A 20,123-nucleotide genomic window follows, 5' to 3' on the forward strand; every position below is an offset into this window, starting at 1 on the left:
CACCTGCGTAAACACGCTCTTCGATCTCTCGCCTGCGCGCCTTGTCCATGGGTTTGAGCGTAGTCACCCCTTACGTAAACCAGCTCTCAGGTACCCGTTACCTGCTCTCCGATCGACATCGTTGCTCCGGTGCGGTAGGACAGAATGGGACGCGAGTGGCGGGGAGAGACGCATATGGCGAAGCGCAAGGGCAGGCATCAGGCGCGCCCGGCCGGGGTCATCAGCCCGGTCCTGCGGCCGCTGGCCTGGTCCGCGATGCTGGGCGCCGCCGCGGCCGCCGCCTTGGCCTCGCCGGTCTACGCCGAGCCCACACCCAACACGATCCCCGACGCCGGCTCCCGGCCGCTGCCCGCCGGCTCGGTGCAGCTGCCCGGCGCGACGGTCCCGCCCACCTCCGGGACGTACACGCCGCCCACCTCGTCGACGACCGGCCCGCTGGCCACGCAGATCTACAACGCCGAGGTCGAGATCGGCCTGCTCAGCGAAGACCTGCTGAAAAAGCGGGAGGAGCAGGCGCAGGCGCGCACCGACCTGGCCATCGCCCACCGCCAGCTCGACGAGGCGCGCGCCGCGGTCGTCAAGGCCGAGGGCGATGCCGAGAGCGCGGCTGCCCAGGCGATCAAGGAGGCGGCCGAGCTGCCGCCCGGCGCGTTCGGCTCCGACCTGCACGGGCTGAGCGAGCTGTCCCGCATCCAGCGCGGCGAGTCGTCCACCGCCAAGAGCGACGCGGCCGAGCACGAGGTGGCCAGGGCGAAGGACGCGGAGCGGGTCGCCCAGGAGGCGTACAACACGGCGCTGGCCAAGGAGCAGACGCTCGCCGGGCAGTTCAACACGATCGAGGCGTCGCTCAAGACCAAGGAAGCGGCGCTCACCGAGGTCAAGGAGCGCAATTCCGCGCAGCTCGCGGTCATCGAGCGGGAGCGCGAGGCGCAGGAGGCCAAGCTCGGTGAAGACTTCCTCGACGCCGACAACATCTCCGGGCTGGCAGCCGACCCCCGCGCGATCAAGGCGGTCAACTTCGCGCTCGGTGAGCTGGGTAAGCCGTACGTGTGGGGCGCCGAGGGTCCCAACTCGTACGACTGCTCCGGTCTGATGTGGGCCTCTTACCGCAGCGTCGGCTACCAGCTGCCCCGCGTCTCCCGCGACCAGTACGCGGGCACCCGCTCGCGGATCGTCTCCACCAGCGCCATGCTCCCCGGTGACCTGGTCTTCTTCAGCTCCAACGGCACGGCGAGCGGCATCCACCACGTCGGTATGTACATCGGCGGCGGCAAGATGGTCCACGCGCCCAACAGCCGGGAAAAGGTCAAGGTCTCCACGGTCTGGTACTCGCGGCTGTTCGCCGCCACCCGGATCTACGGCGCGGTCTCGGCCCCGGTGACGCCGCCGACGAGCACCCCGCCGACCACGCCGCCCGCGACCACCAAGCCGCCGACGACCCCGCCGGCCACCACCAAGCCACCCACCACGCCGCCGGCCACCACCAAGCCGCCGACCACCCCGCCCACGACGCCACCCACCACCCCGCCGACGACGCCACCCACCACGCCGCCGAGCACACCGACGCCGACGCCCAACCCGCCGGACCCCACCGACGAGCCGACGACCAACCCGCCGGCGACGAGCACCAACAGCGCCGCGCCGGCGACCTCTGAGGCAGGTGCCGAGGCGTCCGCTTCATCCAGTTCGTCCGGTGGGGCAACCGCGGGTGGCTGACGGCCCGTCCGCATAGTGGACGGTGTGCGCCGTGCGAAGTGGACAGCGGGGCAGGTAGGCGCCCACAACCCGACTCCGGGTGTCCGGGCGCCGGGCGATGTGGCACGGTAAACCTGAAGGACGCTCCGGTCCGGCCGTCACCGGTCCGTTGCGGCGGGGGAGCGGGAGGCGATGATGGACGAGCGACAAGATCCGCCGGCCGCCGGAACGACCGGCGAGCCGACCGGGCTCGCGGCTGAGCTGCCGCCACTACCTCCGCCCCCACCGGTAGGCACAACGCTTCCCGAGCCGCCCCTGGAGGCCCTCCCGGAGGCCTACGAGATGCCGCCACCCCCACCCGACGGCGCCCTCTGGCCCGGCTTCACCCCAACCTCCGCGCCGCCCGCGCCCATGTCCGCACCGCCCGCCGTGGCCTCAGCGCCACCCGCACCGGCTTGGACGCCACCGCCAGCTCCGCCTTCGGCGCCGCCCGCTGTGGCCTCAGCGCCGCCAGCTCCGACTTCCGCACCGCCCGCACCTTCTTCGGCACCGCCCGACGTGGCTTCAGCGCCACCCGCACCGGCCTGGGCACCGCCGCCAGCTCCGACCTCGGCGCCGCCCGCGCCTGTTTCGTCTTCGGCGCCGCCCGCTCCGGGTCCGGCGTCCGCGTCGGTGAGCGCACCGCCGGTCTCGGGCGCTTCGGCTGTCTGGCCGCGCCCCATGGAGGCGAGCCCGCCGCCGCCCGCACCCGCCGCCGCCTCGCCGACGCCGATCGTCCCGGCGTGGAGCAACCCGACACCCAGCAAGCCACCCGAGGCGGTATCGCGCCCAAGGCCGGGCGTCGTAGGCCGCGCGTCGGTATCGGGCTCCGCCGCTCCCAACCCGGCGGACCTCGCCGCCTTGCCGGCACCGCCCGCCGCCGGCCGCACCTACCGGGCCGGCGAGAGGAGCACCCCACCGGCCGCACCGAGCTCGCACCAGTCCGTGGCGCCGGCCTCCGCTCCGCCGGCACCCGTTTCGGCCGTTCCCGCCTCTGGCGCGCCCGCCTCGTCGCCCCCGGCCTCGAACTTCGGGACACCGGCGGCGACCTCCCCGACCTTCGGGACGCCAGCGCCCACGTCGGGACCGCCCGCGTCCGGCTTCGGAACGCCCCCGCCTGCCTCCCCGGCCCTGGGGACACCAGCGCCCGCCGGGTCCACCTATGGGACACCGGTGCCCACCTCGGCGCCGCCCGCGACCGCCATCGGAACGCCTGCGCCGGCCTCGACGCCGCCGGCATCCGGGTCGGCACCGCCGGCATCCGGGTCTGTGCCACCGGCGGCCGGGTCGTCACCGGGGTTGCCGGTGCCGGTGAAGGCTCCCATCCCTGGCCCACCCCTGGAGCGCCGCCAGCCGAAGAGGCCGCCGCAGACCGACTCGCCGTGGTCCGCGTTCGAGGTGCCGTGGCGCGAGTCGGCCGCTGCCGGCGCGTCCGGCGCTCCAGGTCCATCCGGCGCTTCGTCCGGCACCCCGGGCGCGTCTGGGCTTTCGGGCACCACGCCTGAGGAGCGCGAGCCGGCGCCGCCGCTGCGGGAGACCCCTGCGTATTCGATGCCGTCCGCGACGCCCACGCCACCTGGCGGTGCGCTTTCACCGCCGGCCCCTCCTGCCGCGCTGGAGCAGCAGGAGGAGGCATCAGGCGGGCCGGAGTACCTGGTGCCGCCGCAGCGTTCGGCGCCGCGCGGTGACGCTCTGATCTCGGCGATCGGTGCGCGCGCACGGGCGAGCGTGCCCGGTGTGGGCCAGGTCTCGGCCGAGGAGGTGGCGGTCGCCGCACAGCCTTCCGCCGGCCGCGCCCGCGTCTACCGGGCCGGCGCACCCGACCCCGAGCCGCCGGAGCCCGTCGAGCCGCCGCCCGGTCCGCCGGAGCCTGAGCCACCGGGGCCAGGGCCGGTGCCCAACCCGTTCCCGACGCCGGAGCCGGTGCCGCCGGTGCCGATCCCGCCCGGACCCGGGCCTGGACCAGGGCCGTTGCCGGGACCGCAGCCGCCGGAGCCACCGCTGCCGTTTCCGCCGCCACCGCCGGTGATGTCGGCGCCGAATGCGCCTGCCCGCGGTGCCGCCACGCCGTTCACTCCTCGTGGGACCGCGACCCCGCCGGCACCGCCTGCCGCGCGGCCGGCATCCGGTCCGCCGGCTTCAGCGCCACCCCACCACGCGCCAGCGTCCGGGCCGCCCGCCGTGGCACCGCCGGCCTACCTCGCGCCGCTGCCGGCTCCGACCTCGGCACCGCAGGCCGCCCCGCCGCCGGCGCGACCAGCGTCCGGTCCGCCAGCCTCAGCGCCACCCCACCACGCGCCAGCGTCCGGGCCGCCCGCCGTAGCACCGCCGGCCTACCTCGCGCCGCTGCCGGCTCCGACCTCGGCGCCACACGCCGCCGCCCCGCCGCCGCACCTCGCGCCGCCAGCAGCAGCCGCGGTGCCGCCGTCGCTGTACGGAGGTGCCAGCGCGCCGCCGCAGGCACCGCACGGTGGATCGTCGCCGTATGGTGGCGGCCCGGCTGCGCCTGGCGCGCCTGTCGTGCCGGCGGCGGCTTTGCCCAGCTGGCCGCCGGCGGGAAATCCGACCGCGCCGGGACGGTGGAGCGCGGTCGACGCGCCGCCGCCCGTCAGCGAGGCGGCCGCGAGTGCGGTGCCGCCTGCGCCCGCTCCGTCGCTCTTCTCCCCCACGCCACCCCCGCCACCACCTCCGGCGGTGAGTGAGCCGCCGGCGAGCGCGCCGCCGGTTTCCACCTCACCTGAGTACGGGGAGTGGGCCCGTGACCAGCGCGGCGGCGACAAGGCAGAGGAGCGTCCACAGGGGACGGTCTACGGGGGCGCGGGAGGTCCCGGGCCGGCGCACATGACGATGGCCATCGCTGGTGGAAGCCCGATGGAAAACTCGGGCTCGTTGACCGGTCACATCCTCTCCCAAGGGCGCACCGACGGACCCACGCCGACCGCCAATACCGCCAAGGTCTTCCTGGTCATGGCGTTGGTGCTGGGAATCCTCGTGGCGGTCGGTGCGTTGGTCGTACTGGCAACCGGCGACACGTTCTCCGACCTGTTCGACGGCTTCCTCAACAGCTGAATCCGGGTGAGCCTGCCCACGACAGGGCATATCCGTGTGGTGATACACGGGGCTGCCCGTACACTTGTTGAGATCTACTGACCCAGCGCGCACGAATTTGCGCGTCCTTGGGCGTTCTTTGGGGCGATACACGGCGACTGATCATGGTCGCGGCGGGGCCTTGCGAAGAAGCGCCCCCCGCTGAGAGGTTTACTTGACCACGTTCGCTGATCCAAGCACGTTCCCATCCGCCTTCGAGCCCACCACCGAGCTTTCCTTCGCTGACCTCGGCGTTCCGACGCCGCTGGTGCGCGAGCTGGACCGGGAGGGCATCCTCACCCCGTTCGAGATCCAGGCCGCGACGGTCCCTGACGCGCTGGCCGGCCGTGACGTGCTCGGTCGTGGCCAGACCGGCTCCGGCAAGACGCTCGCCTTCGGTCTTCCGCTGCTCACCCGCGTCGCCGCCGGCGAGCGGGCCCGCTCGCGCCACCCGCGCGCGCTGATCATGGTGCCGACCCGCGAGCTGGCCATGCAGGTCGCCGACGCGCTGCGGCCGCTCGGCAAGGCCGTGGGTGTGTTCCTGGCCACGGCCGTCGGCGGTGTGCCGTACGACCGGCAGATCGACTCGCTGCGCCGCGGCACCGAGGTCCTCGTGGCCACGCCTGGCCGCCTCAAGGACCTGATCGAGCGGGGCTCCTGCTCCCTCGACGACGTGTCCGTCACGGTGCTCGACGAGGCCGACCAGATGGCCGACATGGGCTTCCTGCCCGACGTCACCGAGCTGCTCGCCAAGACTCCGGCGGGCGGCCAGCGGCTGCTCTTCTCGGCCACGCTCGACGGCGACGTCGACACGCTGGTGCAGCGCTTCATGAACGACCCGGTGACGCACTCGACCGCCCCGCCGGTGGCGACCGTCACCACGATGGACCACCACCTGCTGCTGATCCCGCCGCACGACAAGTTCAACGTGACCGCGTCGATCGCCGCCCGGAAGGGCCGCACGATCATGTTCGCGCGCACCCAGATGGGCGTCGACCGGCTGGTCGGGCAGCTCGCGGCGGTGGGTGTGCGTGCTGGCGCGCTGCACGGCGGCAAGACCCAGCGGGCGCGCACGCGCACGCTGGCGGAGTTCCGTGAGGGGCGCATCAACGTCCTGGTCGCCACCGACGTCGCGGCGCGGGGCATCCACGTCGACGGCATCTCGCTCGTGGTGCACATCGACCCGCCCAAGGACGAAAAGGACTACCTGCACCGGGCTGGCCGCACCGCTCGGGCCGGCGAGTCCGGCGCCGTTGTCACGCTGGCCCTGCCCAAGCAGCGCAAGCCCACCCTGGCCATGCTCAAGCGGGCCGGCGTCGAGCCGGCCGAGGCCCGGGTGCGTGCGGGCGACGCGGCACTGTCCGAGGTGACCGGTGCCCGGGAGCCGAGCGGCGTCCCGGTGGTGGAGGAGCCCACGCCTCCGCCGGCCCGGCGCACCGACCGGCCCCGCGGCTTCCGCCACGACGGCCGCCCCCGGTCCGACCACCCTCGCGGCGACCGCCCGCAAAGTGGACGTCGCCACGGCGGCGACCGCCGCCCGGTCTCCCGCACTCACTGACGCCGAGCAGCGCGCGACGGTAGCGTCTCCAGCCATGGGGACGCTACCCAAGGCGTTGCTGTGGCAACGCACCGACACAGACGGCACCGATCTGGCGCTCCTCGACGACCGCCGCGGGCTGCATGCCCGCGGCGTCGCGACCGCCACGCATCCGGTGCCGTACGTGTGCCGGTACGAGCTTGTCACCGACGAGACCTGGGCCACCGCCCACCTCGACGTCACTGTCGAAGGCGCCGGCTGGCTGCGCGCGCTGCGACTGGAGCGTGCCGCCGGCCGGTGGCGGGCGACCACCGCCGAGCAGGGCGACCTCGACCGCGTCCTGGCAAACGCGGGTCACGCCCGCGCCGGCCTGCCCGGCACCGAGGAGCCGGACCTGCTGCACGGCGCGATCGACGTCGACCTCGCCGGCGCGCCACTGCCCAACACGCTGCCCATCCGGCGGATGGGGATGCTCGGCGCGCCGGCCGGTACGGCACACCGCCTCACCATGGCGTGGGTGCTCGTGCCGAGCCTGGAGGTGCTGGCCAGCGAGCAGACGTACCGCGTGGTCGACGAGGGCACGATCCGCTTCGAGCTCGACGGCTTCGGCGCCGACCTGGCTGTCGACAAGGAGGGGTACGTGCTCAGGTACCCCGGGCTGGCCGAGCGGAAGGCATGACCCCGGTCGCCAGGAAGCTGTCGAGCACCGCCAGGTGAGGGGCGAGGTCGAGGCCCTGTGTGGCGACCCATCCGTCCGAGTAGTACGTGTTCGCGTACCGCTCGCCGCCGTCGCAGAGCAGCGTCACCACCGAGCCGTGTACGCCGGCCGCGCGCATCTCGGAAATGATGCCGAAGGCACCCCACAGGTTGGTACCCGTGGATCCCCGACACGGCGGCCGAGCAGCGCGGAGGCCGCGCGCATCGCGGCGAGTGAGGCGGCGTCCGGCACGTGCACCATGCGGTCGACCAGCGTCGGCTGGAACGACGGCTCCACCCTCGGCCGCCCGATCCCTTCGATGCGCGAGCCCAGCCCCGTCTCGTGGGTCCAGTCGGCCGCCTCCCACGCCGGGTAGAAGGCGGAGTTTTCCGGGTCGACCACGCACAGTTTGGTGGGGTGGCGGCAGTAGCGGGCGTACCGGCCGATGGTGGCGCTTGTGCCCCCGGTGCCGGCGCCGACGACGACCCAGGACGGCACGGGGTGCCGTTCGAGCGCCATCTGCGCGTAGATCGACTCGGCGATGTTGTTGTTGCCCCGCCAGTCGGTGGCCCGCTCGGCGTACGTGAACTGGTCCATGAAGTGCCCACCGGTGTCCTCGGCGAGCCAGCGGGCCTCGACCACGACGGAGGCCGGGTCCTCGACGAGGTGGCACTTGCCGCCCTGAAACTCGATCAGCGCCACCTTCTCCGGCGACGTGGAGGCCGGCATGACGGCGATGAAGGGCAGGCCGAGCATGCGCGCGAAGTACGCCTCGGAGACGGCCGTGGAGCCGGACGACGCCTCCACGACCGTGGTCGTCGGCCCGATCCAGCCGTTGCACAGGCCGTAGAGGAACAGCGAGCGGGCGAGCCGGTGCTTGAGCGAGCCGGTGGGGTGGACCGACTCGTCCTTGAGGTACAGGTCGATGCCCCACTCACCGGGCAGCGGAAACGGCAGCAGGTGGGTGTCGGCGGAGCGGTTGGCGTCGGCCTCGACCTTGCCGATCGCGTCGGTCACCCAGGCGCGGTCGGAGTCATTACACCGATCGAGGTGCTGCATCCTCGGACCGTAACAAAGCCTGCGGCCGGTCCTCCCACTTGGTCGAGAGGGCGATGGCGGTGCGCGTGGAGGCCACCCCGGCCGTGCGGTTGAGCCGCACGATGAGGCTCTCCAGCTCGTGGATCGTGGCCACCCGCACCTTCAGCAGGAACGACTCCACCCCGGCCATGAAGTAGCACGACTCGATCTCGGGCATCCCGCGCAGCGCCTCGAGCACGTCGTCGGTGTCACCGCCGGAGTCCTGCACGATGCCGATCAACGCGGTCACGCCGAGGCCGATCGCCTCCGGCTCAGCATCGGCGCGGTATCCGCGGATCACGCCGCCGCTCTCCAACTTGCCCACCCGATCGTGCACCGCGGGCGCCGAGAGGCCGACCTGTCGGGCCAGCTCGGCGTAGGAGAGCCGGGCATTCGCCCGCAATAGCTCCACAAGCCTCAGATCGATGTCGTCCACCGGTGGTAGACATTAACAGTCGGGGAGATGAGCAAGGCTCGCAAATCCTACTGGCTAACTTCCCAGACAGTGCGTTTTCCCTGTTTCCCGGACACGGCACGCTCGCGGTGCTGTAATGACCGTACGTCCCTATCGAGGCTGTCGGACATCCAACCTATGGCCATCGTGCGACGCGAGGGAGGGGCCGTGGACACTGGAGATCGTCTGTTGACGCCGGGCGAGGTGGCTGCGTTGTTCCGCGTCGATCCAAAGACCGTGACCAGATGGGCGGCCGCGGGCCGGATCGGCAGTATCCGGACACCTGGCGGCCACCGCCGCTTCCGTGAGTCTGAAGTGCGCGCGCTACTGGAAGGCGAAGGCGAGCTGGACGAGCTGCGCGAAGAGCAGCCGCCACCGTCGACCGCCAACCGGCCGCGCAACGAAGGCCCGGCAGCACATCCTGGTCCGTCGCGGAGCGCCGGACACCATACGCCCAGTCCGGGCAACGTCAACATGCGCTGAGCCCGCACGGGCTCACGCGCCGAGGCCGGCTACATCAAGGCTGGACACTTAGGATCCGAGCTCACCACGCCAGCGGCGAAAGAGTGTGTGTGACACGCCGAGCGCGTCGAGCGCTTTGCCGGCCACAAAGTCGATGAGCTGCTGAGCCGACGCTCCGGCCCCGGCACCGTAGAAGCCGGGGCTGGCCGGCAGCACCACTGCCCCGGCGTCGTGCAGCGCGATGAGGTGGGTCAGGTGACTGCGGGTCACCGGGGTCTCGCGCGGCACGACGACCACCCGACGCCGCTCCTTGAGGTTGACCTCCGCCGCTCGCTGCAGCAGATCCTTGGAAAGGCCGATCGCGATACCGGCGCACGCGGCGGTGCTCGCCGGCACGACGACCATGCCGCGCGCCGGGTACGAGCCGCTGCTCGGCCCCGCCGCGAGATCGCCTGCCGGCCAGTGCGCCACGTCCGCACCGTCGAGGTCGCGCCCGAGCCAGCGGGACAGGTCGTCCTTCCAGTGGGCGTCCCGGAAGGCCGCGCCCGTCTCATCGAGGATCGTCAGGCGGGCCGCCCGAGAAACGACAAGATCGACCGATTCACCCGCATCGAATAGTCCGCGCAGCAGCGCCGCAGCGTACGGCGTCCCGGATGCACCCGAAACACCTACGATCCACGGATTCCGCATAGATCCAGCGTAGGGCTACCGTCGGCCAAAGCTGATGTTGGTCGGACAGCAGGAGGCTGCAATGCTGCGGACAATATCCCTCGATCTTCAGTGCCCGATTAATCCTGTTATCTCACCCTACGCGGAGGAGACCCACGGCTGGCTCGACGGCTGGACGCGAAGCCACGGACTTCCCGACGTGTACGCCGACCGGCTTGCCGAAGGCGGCATCGCCCGGTACGCGGCCCGCCTCTACCCCGACGCGAGCCCCGGCGATCTGCGAGTGCTCTCCGCGCTCTTCACCTGGTTCTTCCTCATCGACGACGAGTGCGACCGAGCCAGCGTCCCGGAGCCTAGACGGGTACGCGCCCTCGTCGGTGGCGCCCTCTCCCTGCTACGCGGCGAAGCCGGCACCCGCGGGCTGCCGGGGCCGCTGGGCAGCATGCTCGCCGACGCGTGGCGCGAGCCACAGAGCCGTATGCCGGCACGGTGGCGCGCCCGCTTCGTGGGCGCCGTCGAACACCACCTCAGCGGGGTGGTGGTGGAGGCCCGCAACAAGGCCGGCGGCCACCGGCCTGGCGTCGAGGAGTACGTCGAGCTGCGCCGGGCCACCTCGGCCGCGTATGTGGCGCACACGCTCATCGACTTCGCCGGCGGGGCAAGCCGGTGACCGAGTCGTTCTACCGCCACCCGGCGGTGCGGGCGTTCAGCCAGGCCGGCAACGACCTGCTCTCGTGGTTTAACGACCTGCTCTCGCTGGAGCGCGACGCGGCCACCTCGGGCGGTCACAATCTCGTGCTCGCCCTGGCCGCCGAACGCCACGTCCCGCCGGAGGAGGCCGCCGCCGCGGCTCGGGAGCGCTGGCACCGGACGATGCGCGAGTTTCCCGCGCTGCGCGCGGCCGTGCCGCCACACGGAGCGGCCGGACGCCGCTACCTCGACGGGGTGGAATTCGCGGTCCGCGGGACGATGGACTGGTCGTACGAAAGCGCCCGATACAACTGAAATTTGGAGCTACCGCGACGTCCGTCGTGGTCCGGACCGTCGCTCCCGCAGCCTCACCCTCCGCGGTTGGTTGCGGTTTCGGGCTTGGCCTGCGGACCTGGCAGCGGAGGTCGGGGATCTCGGCGAGCTCTGGCGAGCCGCCGACCTCCGCGCTGCCCGCGGGAGCAAACGGTCCGCCACTGCGACGGACCGGGGCAAATATGCCTAAAACTATGTCCAGTAGTCGAGCAGAGCGAACGCGAAGAGCGCGATCCCCACGAACCCGTTGGCCGTGAAGAAGGCGCGGTTGACGCGGGAGAGGTCCGTGGGGGTGACCACCACGTGCTGGTAGCCGAACGCGACCGCGGTCAGCGCCAGCCCCACCCACCACAGCCAGCCGAAGTCGACAAGCTCGCCGTAGTAGACGAACAGGGCGAACGTCACCAGGTGCACCACTGTGGACAGACCAAGCGCGAACGGCACGCCGTAGCGCGCCGGCACGCTGCGCACGCCGATCTCGCGGTCCACGTCGGCGTCCTGGCACGCGTAGATCAGGTCGAAGCCGCCGATCCACAGCCCGACCGCGGCGCCGAGCACCCACGCCGGCCACGAGCCCTCGAACGTGCCGGTGACCGCGAGCCACGCGCCGACCGGGCCCACCGCCTGCGCCAGCGCGAGGATCGCGTGCGGCCAGTCGGTGAACCGCTTGCCGTAGGGGTACACGACCAGCGGCGCCACCGCGAGCGGCGAAAGCACGAGGCAGAGCGGGTTGAGCAGGGCGGCCGCGCCGACGAAGACCACGAGAGCCACCGCCGCGCCGGTCCAGGCCGTGCGCACCCGCACGGCCCCGGTGACGAGCTCACGCTTGGCGGTACGGGGGTTTTGCGCGTCGATGCGCCGGTCGATGATCCGGTTGGCGGCCATCGCGAACGTGCGGGCGCCCACCATCGCGATCGTGATCAGCGCCAGGTCGCCCCAGCGCACGCCGCCGCCGAGGTGGCGCATGGCGGCGAGCGCGGACAGGTACGCGAACGGGAGCGCGAAGACCGAATGCTCGATCGCGACCAGGCGGAGGAAGGCTTTCACGAGATTCCGTACTCTTTCCAGCGCTTGTCCACCAGCGCCTTGACCTCGGGCGACATCACGGCCTCCGGCGGCCAGCCCCGCGTGTACCCCTCGGTGGGCAGCTTGCGGGTGGCGTCGACGCCCGCCTTTCCGCCCCAGAACTGCTGGTACGACGCGTGGTCCAGGTGGTCGACCGGCCCCTGGGTGAGCAGCAGGTCGTGGTCGTAGTCGACGTTGCTGAAGGCGCGGAACGCGACCTCGTTGTAGTCGTGCACGTCGCAGTCGTCGTCGACCACGACGATCAGCTTGGCCAGCGAGAGCAGGTGGGCACCCCAGATCGAGGACATGACCTTCTGGGCGTGCTTGGGGTAGCGCTTGCGGATCGAGACGATCACGCAGTTGTGGAAGACGCCCGCCTCCGGCATCGAGTAATCCACAATGTCCGGAATGAGCAGCTTGAGCAGTGGCAGGAAGATCCGCTCGGTCGCGTGGCCGATCGGGCCGTCCTCCTGCGGCGGCTTCGACGTGACGATCGAGTGGTAGACCGGGTCGCGCTGGGTGGTCATGCACTCGACGTGAAAGACCGGAAACGGCTCCACCGGCGTGTAGAAGCCGGTGTGGTCGCCGAACGGCCCTTCGGGCAGGCGCTCGCCCGGCTCGACGTACCCCTCAAGCACCACCTGGGCGTGTGCCGGCACCTGGAGCGGCACCGTCAGGCAGTCGACCATCTCCACCCGCTCGCCGCGCAGGAAGCCGGCGAACAGGTACTCGTCGATATCGCTGGGCAGGGGCGCGGAGGCGCTGTACGACACGACGGGGTCGCAGCCGAACGCGATCGCCACCGGCAGCCGCTCGCCCCGGCGCTCGGCGACCGCGTGGTGCGCCGTCGAGTCCTTGTGGATCTGCCAGTGCATGCCCAGCGTGGTCGGTGAGTGCTGCTGCAGGCGGTACAGCCCCAGATTGCGCTTTCCGGTCTCCGGGTGCTTGGTGTGCGTCAGCCCGTAGTTGTGGAAGATGCCGCCGTCGTCCGGCCAGGTCTGCAGGCCGGGCAGGCGCCCCAGGTCGACGTCGCCGTCCCGATAGATCACCTGCTGGCAGGGCGCGGTCTTGACCTTCTTCGGCGGCACCGACTTGAGCTGCATCACCTTGCCGAGCCCTTCGCGGATGCCCGACCAGCCCACCGGCAGCTCCGGCCGGATCAGCTCGCCGATCCGGGCGCCGATCTCGTCGACGCTCTCCACGCCGAGCGCCATCGCCATGCGGCGCTTGCTCCCGAAGAGGTTGATCGCCACGGGCATCTCCCCGCGCGTGGGCCGCTCGAAGAGCAGGGCCGGCCCCTTGGCCGCCACGGTGCGCGTGACCACCTCGCTGATCTCCAGCGTGGGATCGACCGGCACCGTGACCCGGCGCAGCTCGCCGGCCTGCTCCAGCGCCCCGAGGAAGTCCTTCAGCCCTGTGTACGGGAATCCGCGTACCGCCATGGCTGCCAGTCTCGCCTACCAGCCCGTAACCGCCGCGACGCGGGTCGCCACGAAGTCGCCTGCGCCACCGCCGTGCCCGAACCAGCCCTTCGGGTGAGTTACTGCCGGCCCGCCCGCGGGTTTGTCATGCGTGGGACGTGTCAGGTGGCGCCGCGCGGCGCGGCGGATCGCGGTGGTGGGCCTGTGCGCGGCGATGCTCGCGGTCGCCACACCGGCCAGCTCGACGGCCAGCGGCTACTACTACCACCACCTCGGCGCCGGCACGGTCGGCGACTGGACCGGCGTGGTGGGCAGGCTGACCGTGCGCGACCCGGCGGTACGCGCGGGCACCCACGACTTCGTCGCCACCCGCTTCATGGCCAAACGCGAGTCGGGCGGCCGCACGGCCTGGCTGGAGGCCGGCTGGGCGGAGACCGGCTGGTCCGGCGGCGGCCGCCAGCGCGTGTACACGTACGACACCGACCGGCGGGCCTGGACCTTCTACAACCAGTACGAACTCACCGACGGTGACAACATCTGGATCTCGGTACACACCACGCGCGACGGCGTGTGGGAGGCGTGGCTCTGGTGGCGCGACGGCTGGCACCTGCTGACCAGCCTGCGGCTGGGCGCCAGCCGCGCGCAGCTCGAGCAGTACGTCGAGGTGCACGTCGACGGCGACGGCAAGGTCGCGGTCCCACGCATCGCGGTCGACAACGTACAGGTCCGCGACGGCGACGCGGTGCGCTATTGGCGCGAGGCCGACGTGCGCACAGCTTCGGGCGGCGGCTCGGGCGGTTACTGCCTGGACTGGGCCACCCGCTTCGACACCTGGACGGCCGGCACCTGCTAGCTCCAGGCGCGCGGTCGGCCGGCACTGGCCGACCGCGGACCCGGACGTTGACGACCACCACAGCCGGCGACCTGGGCGCTGCTGGAACGCCGAGGGCGGGTGGGCCAGGCGTTCTTCGCGGTGGTGATGGGAGGCATACCTGCACCGCGTCGCGTAGCTCGCGTCTGGTTCGGGTTGGACCTGTGAGAGACGACGGGCTAGAGGCCGCCGTAGGAGTGGAGGCCGGTGAAGAAGATGTTGACGCCGAAGAGGTTCATCAGCATCGTCAGCCAGCCGATGACGGCGATCCACGTCGCGGTCGTGCGCTTGACGCTCGGCGTGGCGCGGGCGTGCAGGTAGCCGGCGTAGATGATCCAGGAGATGAACGCCCAGACCTCCTTGGGGTCCCAGCCCCAGTAGCGGCCCCACGCGGCTTCGGCCCAGATGGGGCCGGCGATCAGGGCGCCGAAGGTCCAGATCGGGAACGCGAACGCGTGCAGCCGGAACGTCAGCCGGTCGAGGGAGGCGGCCTCGGGCACGCGCGGGCCCAGGGAGTACGGGAAGCTGCGCTTGCCGCGGTCGTAGCCGCTGCGGATCAGGAACATCGCGGCCGGCACGAAGCCGAGCAGGAAGATGCCGGACGAGAGCACGGCGGCGGACACGTGCACCACGAACCAGCTCGACTTGAGCGCGGGCACCAGCGGCGCCACGTCGGTGTAGAGCACCATGCCGGCCACGCCCAGCAGCAGCACCATCGCCGTCGCCACGAAGAGGCCCAAGTGGCGGATCGCCGGGCGGCGGGAGAGCACGATCAGCCAGGCGGCGCTGCCGACGAACGTCACCGAGAGCACGAACTCGTACATGTTGCCCCACGGCATGCGCTCCGCCGCGATGCCTCGGGTGAGGAGCGTGCCGAGGTGCACGGCCGCGGCGAGGGCGGTGACCGCGACGGCCGCCTTGCCGGCCAGGGCGGCCCGGTCGCGGCCGGGCGCGACGTCGGGCACCTTCATCACAGGCGGGGCGTCGTCGCCAACCAGGCCGGGGCCGCCGTCGCCGACCGCCACCAGCTCGCGGGACGGGCGCGTCGCCGCGCGGCCAATGTGGCTGCGGTTGCCGAACGCGTACTCCGCGGCGTGGCAGACCATCGCCGCCACGTACGACATGATCGCGATGACCAGGAGCTGATCGGACAGTGCGGACATCAGCGCTTCACGCTGCCTTCCTCGTTCGCTCGCTCCACGGCCTCGACGGTCTGCTTGAACTCCTCGGCGAAGCCGGAGTAGTCGGTGCGGGGCAGCCCACCGGCCTCCACCAAACTACTACCTCCCGTAGTTATACGGAAGAACACCCTACGCCGCTTGCCGGTCAGCGAGAGCAGCAGCCCCGCCAGGCCGAGCGCGGCGCCGCCGAGCGCGATCTTTTCGCCCGGGTCGTAGCGGATGGAGAGCGTCGCGTACTGCCGCGTGCCCATGAACTCGACTGTGCTGCCATCGTCGAGCGTCATCTTCTCGCCGATCCGCAGCAGCGTCGCCTCGCCCACCCGCTTGAGCCGCCCACTGTCGACCTGCCGCGGGTCCAGGCGGTAGACCGAACCGGGGATGCCGGCGTCGAGCCCGAGGTTGCCGCGGTACGCCCACAGCATCAGCGCCGGCGAGCGCTCCGCGGGGTAGACCGAGCGGGTGAACGGCGCCTGGTCCGGCGCGGTCGGCAGGTAGAGCCCCTCGAACGCGACCTGGGCGTCGGGCTCGCGGTCGCCGCCGCCCTTGGGGTCGATGTTGGCGTCCGGGAACGCGGCCACGCCCTCGCTGGTCAGCATGCCGTCGACGCTCAGGAACGGGGCGACCGTGGTCTGCGCCTGCCCGTACCGGTCGGTGTAGCGGATCACCGGCGCGTAGCCGTGGCCGAGCAGGTACACGTTGGCGCCGTCGAGCCGCAGCGGCGAGTTGACCGAGAAGCCGCGCGCCGGGCCGTCGTCCACCCGCACGGTCGCGCGGAAGGAGGACGGCTGCCCGCTGGGCAGGAAGTCGGCCTTGAAGTCGGTCAGCTCCAGGCAGAAGCGGGGCAGGTCGGTCGCGTTGACCCGCGGGCCGAGGCCGTACTCGTCGAACTGCTGGAGCGTGTTGCAGAAGGCGGTGTCGGAGCCGGCGACGAGCAGGCGGTTGCCGTGCCAGCCGTACCACGACCCGAAGCCCACCCCGGCGAGCACCGCGAGCAGCGCGAAGTGGAAGAGCAGGTTGCCGGTCTCCTTCAGGTACCCCTTCTCGGCGGAGACCGTGTCGCCGCGGACCGCGACCCGCCAGCGGCGCTTGCGCAGCGCGGCGCCGATCTCCTCGGCCCCACCGACGGCGGCCTCGATCGTGGCGTGCTGCGGCAGGCGGTCGAGGCGGGCCGGCGCGTTCGGCGGTGCGCTGCGCATGGCCCGCCAGTGCTCGGCCAGGCGCGGCACGACGCAGCCAACCAGCGAGGTGAATAGCAGCAGGTAGATCGCGGAGAACCAGACCGACGCGAACACCTCGAACATGCCCAGCCGGTCGAGCACCGGGGCGAGGTCGGGGTGCTCGACGAAGTACCCCTCGACGTCGTCGATGTTGACGCTGCGCTGGGGCAGCACCGAGCCGGGGATCGCCGCGACCGCGAGCAGGAAGAGCAGGATCAGCGCGGTGCGCATGCTGGTCAGCTGCCGCCAGAAGTTGCGCAGCGCCGCGAGCACCGGGTTGGCCCGCCGCGGCTCGGGCGACGTGACGGGAGGATCCTGCACCACGACCACTAGATACTCACCTCGCCGACGCCCACCGTGGTCTGCAGCCAGATCAGGAAGCTCTGCCACCCGCCGGTGACCAGCGCGAGCCCGACCACGATCAGCAGCGCGCCGCCGGCCCGCGTCACCCAGCGGCTGTTGCGCCGGATCGCCTTGAACACGCCGAGCAGCCGGCGGAAGCCCAGCCCGAAGGCGATGAACGGCAGGCCGAGCCCGAGGCAGTACGCGACCGCGAGTACCACCGCACGGTCCGTCTTGCCGCTCACCGAGGCCATCGTCAGCACCGCGCCGAGCGTCGGGCCCACGCACGGCACCCAGGAGAGGGCGAAGACGGCGCCGAAGACCGGCGCGCCAATCAGGCCGGCGTTGGGCAGCTTGTGGATGCGGAACTCCCGCTGCATCCCCGGCACGAGCCCGAGGAAGGCCAGCCCCAACACGATGATCAGCGCGCCGCCGATGACCTCCAGGAGCCGCCGGTTGCCGAGCAGCGCGCCGGTGGCGCTGGTGAAGAGCACCGCGGTCAGCGTGAAAACGACCGTGAAGCCGGCGATGAACAGCGAGGTGCCGGCGAGCACCCGGCGCGTCCGCTCGGTGCCCGCGTCGAGCTCGGCGCCGGAGAGCCCGGTGACGTACGACAGGTAGCCCGGCACCAGCGGGAGCACGCAGGGCGATAGGAAGCTGACCAGCCCGGCGAGCGCGGCCGCGCCGATCGCGAGCGCGAGTGGTCCCCCGTCGGCGAGCTGGCGGAATGTCTCGCCCATCAGGTCGCCTCAGCGGCCACGCGCGCGACGACCTTCTCGAACTCGGCCGCCTGTACCGCCTCCCGGATCACCACCGCGATCCGACCCTTGCGGTCGAGGACGATCGTCGCCGGGATCGTGTTCGGCGGGATGTCGAAGTCGAGGGCGAGCTTGCTGGACGGGTCGAGGACGCTGGGGTACGTCACCTTGCCGTTGTGGAACGCCTTGGCCTTGTCACGGTCGTCCCGCACGTTGATGCCGAGGAAGCGCACGCCCTGGTCCTTGGTCGCCTGGTACACCTGCTCCAGGTCGTCGATCTCGGCCCGGCAGGGTGCGCACCACGAGCCCCAGAAGTTGACGACCACGACCTGACCGCGGTCCTGGCTCAACTCGTACCGCCCGCCTTCGAGCAGCTCGCCCGAGAGCGACGGGGCGGCCGGACGCTCGTCCGCCGAGCACTCGATCGACCCCGTCGACGAGGTGTCGCAGGCGTCCTCCTTGCCCGTGCACGCGGTGAGCGTGGCGGCGAGGAAGAGGACGGCGAGCCCGGCTCGGAGTCGCATCAGGCGCCTTTGGCCGTCCGGGCGCCCGGGGACATCGCGACGAGGTGTGCGGCCGGCTCGGAGTACCCGATGCCGACGATCTTCGTGCCTTCGAAGTGGAACGAGGTGAGGCTGGCCAGGCCGCACTGCCGCCGCCGCGGGTCGTGCCACAGCCGCTTGCGCTCCACGTACCGCCGGAGGATCCACACCGGCAGCTGGTGCGAGACGCAGACCGCCTCGTGCCCCTCGGCCGCCACCCGCGCGGCGTGCACCGCGGCGAACATGCGCTCGGCGATCTGCTTGTACGGCTCGCCCCACGAGGGCGTCACCGGGTCGCGCAGCACCCACCAGTTGCGCGGGTCGCGGAACGAGCCGTCGCCCGGCCCCACCTTCTTGCCCTCGAACCAGTTGGCGCTCTCGATCAGCCGGTCGTCGGTCGCCACCGGCAGCTTGAACTGCGCGGCGATCGGCTCGGCCGTCTCCTGGGCGCGCTCCAGCGGGCTCGACACCACGTACGTGATGTCGCGCTCGGCGAGGGACTGCGCCGCCGCCTTGGCCATCTGCCCACCCAGCTCGGAGAGGCGGAACCCGGGCAACCGGCCGTACAGGATCTTGTCTGGGTTGTGGACTTCCCCGTGCCGCAGCACGTGCACGACGGTGTTGCTGGTCATGACTCGCTCCCCGCTGCCCCCGCGGCCGCCGCTGCCGCGGGCAGGGCCGCCGATATCACTTCCAACGCGTCGTCGCCGATCGCGGTGGATACGAACCATGCTTCGAACGCACTGGGCGGCAGGTAGACACCCCGGTCCAGCATCGCGTGGAAGAACGCCTTGAACGCGGCCACGTCCTGGGTCTTCGCGCTGTCGTAGTCGACCACGTCGGCGGCGGTGAAGAAGATCGAGAACATGTTGCCCGCGTACGCCAGCCGGTGCGGGACCCCGGCGGCGGCGAGCGCCTCGGTCGCGAGGCCGCCCACGACGGTGGCGGTCTCGTCCAGGCGCCGGTAGGTCTCGGCGTCGGCGAGGCGCAGGCTGGCCAGGCCCGCGGCGCAGGCGAGCGGATTTCCGGAGAGCGTGCCGGCCTGGTAGACCGGGCCGGCCGGTGCCAGGCGGGACATGATCTCCGCGCGCCCGCCGAAGGCCGCGGCGGGCAGGCCACCACCCATAACCTTCCCGAACGTGTACAGGTCGGCGTCGACCGGCTCAAGCTCGGCCCAGCCGCCGCGGGCCACCCGGAAACCGGTCATGACCTCGTCGATGATCAGCAGAGCGCCGTGGCGGTGCGCGATCTCGGCGAGCGCCTTGTTGAAGCCGTCACGGGGCGCGACAACACCCATGTTGCCGGCGGCGGCCTCGGTGATCACGGCCGCGATGTGCTCACCGTCGGCGGCGAAGGCGGCCTCCACCGCGGCCACGTCGTTGTACGGCAGAACGATCGTCTCGCTCGCGGCCGCGCCGGTGACCCCGGGCGAGTCGGGCAGCCCGAGCGTCGCCACGCCGGAGCCGGCGGCGGCGAGCAGCGCGTCGACGTGCCCGTGGTAGCAGCCGGCAAACTTGACCACCTTGGAACGGCCGGTGAAGCCGCGGGCCAGCCGGATCGCCGACATCGTCGCCTCGGTGCCGGAGTTGACCAGGCGCACCTGCTCGACCCGGGTGCGCCGGACGATCTCCTCGGCGAGGTCGACCTCACCCGGAGTGGGTGTGCCGAAGCTCGTGCCGCGCGCGGCAGCGGCCTGCACGGCGGCGACCACCTCGGGGTGCGCGTGGCCGTGTATCAGCGGACCCCACGAGCAGACGAGGTCGGCGTAGCGGCGGTCGTCCGCGTCGAACAACCACGGACCGTCACCCCGAACCATGAAGCGGGGCGTACCGCCGACCGCTCGGAACGCACGGACGGGTGAGTTGACCCCGCCCGGCACGATGGCTCGGGCGCGGTCGAAGAGGGCATCGGATGCTGGCGTTTCGCTCACGGTGCAGCCATTCTGACAGCGTTACCTGAAGTAGAGGCAGGGCACCCCGCCTGCCG

The 20,123-nt window shown here is 72.0% G+C and carries 18 protein-coding genes and 2 pseudogenes; 9 read left to right on the forward strand and 11 right to left on the reverse strand.

The window, feature by feature from the left end; all coding sequences use genetic code 11:
* The first annotated feature begins 174 nt into the window (after positions 1–174).
* The 5 genes and pseudogenes from Phou_RS16720 (at position 175) to Phou_RS16740 (ending at position 7,037) form a co-directional block, all read left to right on the forward strand.
* Complete coding sequence (locus Phou_RS16720; protein WP_173056873.1) at positions 175–1,716, forward strand: C40 family peptidase; 1,542 nt, start codon at positions 175–177, stop codon at positions 1,714–1,716.
* 434 nt (positions 1,717–2,150) lie between these two features.
* The gene (locus Phou_RS16725) at positions 2,151–3,239 is read left to right on the forward strand and encodes a hypothetical protein (RefSeq protein WP_173056874.1); all 1,089 of its coding nucleotides are present in this window, start codon (positions 2,151–2,153) and stop codon (positions 3,237–3,239) included.
* A gap of 1,189 nt (positions 3,240–4,428) precedes the next feature.
* Positions 4,429–4,803: a hypothetical protein gene (locus Phou_RS16730; RefSeq protein ID WP_173056875.1), complete on the forward strand. Its 375-nt coding sequence runs from the start codon at positions 4,429–4,431 to the stop codon at positions 4,801–4,803.
* A gap of 209 nt (positions 4,804–5,012) precedes the next feature.
* A pseudogene (locus Phou_RS16735) lies at positions 5,013–6,379 on the forward strand (DEAD/DEAH box helicase).
* Between the two features lie 34 nt (positions 6,380–6,413).
* Positions 6,414–7,037: a putative glycolipid-binding domain-containing protein gene (locus tag Phou_RS16740; RefSeq protein ID WP_173056877.1), complete on the forward strand. Its 624-nt coding sequence runs from the start codon at positions 6,414–6,416 to the stop codon at positions 7,035–7,037.
* Here the strand turns inward: Phou_RS16740 and cds1 are convergent.
* A pseudogene (gene cds1 / locus Phou_RS16745) lies at positions 7,003–8,114 on the reverse strand (L-cysteine desulfhydrase Cds1). The gene Phou_RS16740 and the pseudogene cds1 overlap by 35 nt on opposite strands.
* A complete protein-coding gene (locus Phou_RS16750) occupies positions 8,092–8,568 on the reverse strand; it encodes an Lrp/AsnC family transcriptional regulator (RefSeq protein ID WP_173056878.1) in 477 nt (158 codons plus the stop codon). Before Phou_RS16750 ends, cds1 begins: the two are co-directional and overlap by 23 nt.
* A 186-nt stretch (positions 8,569–8,754) precedes the next feature.
* Here Phou_RS16750 and Phou_RS16755 point away from each other — a divergent pair, with 186 nt between their 5' ends.
* Positions 8,755–9,069 carry a BldC family transcriptional regulator gene (locus Phou_RS16755; RefSeq protein ID WP_173056879.1) on the forward strand — a complete coding sequence of 105 codons (315 nt, stop codon included), beginning with the start codon at positions 8,755–8,757 and terminating at the stop codon, positions 9,067–9,069.
* Positions 9,070–9,117: 48 nt separating this feature from the next.
* Here Phou_RS16755 and Phou_RS16760 read toward each other — a convergent pair whose 3' ends face one another.
* Positions 9,118–9,738 carry a UbiX family flavin prenyltransferase gene (locus tag Phou_RS16760; RefSeq protein ID WP_173056880.1) on the reverse strand — a complete coding sequence of 207 codons (621 nt, stop codon included), beginning with the start codon at positions 9,736–9,738 and terminating at the stop codon, positions 9,118–9,120.
* A gap of 61 nt (positions 9,739–9,799) precedes the next feature.
* Here Phou_RS16760 and Phou_RS54450 point away from each other — a divergent pair, with 61 nt between their 5' ends.
* Complete coding sequence (locus Phou_RS54450; protein WP_281365034.1) at positions 9,800–10,387, forward strand: terpene synthase family protein; 588 nt, start codon at positions 9,800–9,802, stop codon at positions 10,385–10,387.
* Positions 10,384–10,722: a bifunctional terpene synthase/polyprenyl synthetase family protein gene (locus Phou_RS54455; RefSeq protein WP_281365035.1), complete on the forward strand. Its 339-nt coding sequence runs from the start codon at positions 10,384–10,386 to the stop codon at positions 10,720–10,722. The genes Phou_RS54450 and Phou_RS54455 overlap by 4 nt, the downstream gene beginning before the upstream one ends.
* 210 nt (positions 10,723–10,932) lie before the next feature.
* On the opposite strand, the gene mqnP is transcribed toward Phou_RS54455, so the two are convergent.
* Both mqnP and Phou_RS16775 read right to left on the reverse strand, forming a co-directional pair.
* Positions 10,933–11,808 carry a menaquinone biosynthesis prenyltransferase MqnP gene (gene mqnP / locus Phou_RS16770; protein ID WP_371872186.1) on the reverse strand — a complete coding sequence of 292 codons (876 nt, stop codon included), beginning with the start codon at positions 11,806–11,808 and terminating at the stop codon, positions 10,933–10,935.
* Positions 11,784–13,247 (reverse strand): menaquinone biosynthesis decarboxylase, encoded by a 1,464-nt coding sequence (locus Phou_RS16775; protein ID WP_173056881.1) that lies wholly within the window; start codon positions 13,245–13,247, stop codon positions 11,784–11,786. The genes mqnP and Phou_RS16775 overlap by 25 nt, the downstream gene beginning before the upstream one ends.
* Before the next feature lie 130 nt (positions 13,248–13,377).
* On the opposite strand from Phou_RS16775, the gene Phou_RS16780 reads away from it, so the two are divergent.
* Positions 13,378–14,079: a hypothetical protein gene (locus Phou_RS16780; protein ID WP_246273592.1), complete on the forward strand. Its 702-nt coding sequence runs from the start codon at positions 13,378–13,380 to the stop codon at positions 14,077–14,079.
* A 197-nt stretch (positions 14,080–14,276) separates the two neighbouring features.
* Here the strand turns inward: Phou_RS16780 and ccsB are convergent, their stop codons facing one another.
* Genes ccsB through hemL form a run of 6 tightly spaced genes read right to left on the reverse strand, consistent with a single transcriptional unit; the run spans position 14,277 to position 20,067 of the window.
* Positions 14,277–15,260: a c-type cytochrome biogenesis protein CcsB gene (gene ccsB / locus Phou_RS16785; RefSeq protein WP_173056882.1), complete on the reverse strand. Its 984-nt coding sequence runs from the start codon at positions 15,258–15,260 to the stop codon at positions 14,277–14,279.
* Positions 15,260–16,825, reverse strand: a complete 1,566-nt coding sequence (gene resB, locus Phou_RS16790; RefSeq protein ID WP_371872134.1) for a cytochrome c biogenesis protein ResB — start codon at positions 16,823–16,825, stop codon at positions 15,260–15,262. The genes ccsB and resB overlap by 1 nt, the downstream gene beginning before the upstream one ends.
* Entirely contained in the window at positions 16,825–17,577 is a 753-nt protein-coding gene (locus tag Phou_RS16795) for a cytochrome c biogenesis CcdA family protein (protein ID WP_173056883.1), read from the reverse strand. Before Phou_RS16795 ends, resB begins: the two co-directional genes overlap by 1 nt.
* Positions 17,577–18,119, reverse strand: coding sequence for a TlpA family protein disulfide reductase (locus Phou_RS16800; RefSeq protein ID WP_173056884.1), 543 nt, complete (start codon positions 18,117–18,119; stop codon positions 17,577–17,579). The genes Phou_RS16795 and Phou_RS16800 overlap by 1 nt, the downstream gene beginning before the upstream one ends.
* The gene (locus Phou_RS16805) at positions 18,119–18,769 is read right to left on the reverse strand and encodes a histidine phosphatase family protein (RefSeq protein ID WP_173056885.1); all 651 of its coding nucleotides are present in this window, start codon (positions 18,767–18,769) and stop codon (positions 18,119–18,121) included. Before Phou_RS16805 ends, Phou_RS16800 begins: the two co-directional genes overlap by 1 nt.
* Positions 18,766–20,067, reverse strand: coding sequence for a glutamate-1-semialdehyde 2,1-aminomutase (gene hemL / locus Phou_RS16810; protein ID WP_173056886.1), 1,302 nt, complete (start codon positions 20,065–20,067; stop codon positions 18,766–18,768). The genes Phou_RS16805 and hemL overlap by 4 nt, the downstream gene beginning before the upstream one ends.
* Positions 20,068–20,123 lie beyond the last annotated feature (56 nt).

Origin of the sequence: Phytohabitans houttuyneae (genome assembly GCF_011764425.1) — a bacterium.
GTDB classification, from domain to species: domain Bacteria; phylum Actinomycetota; class Actinomycetes; order Mycobacteriales; family Micromonosporaceae; genus Phytohabitans; species Phytohabitans houttuyneae.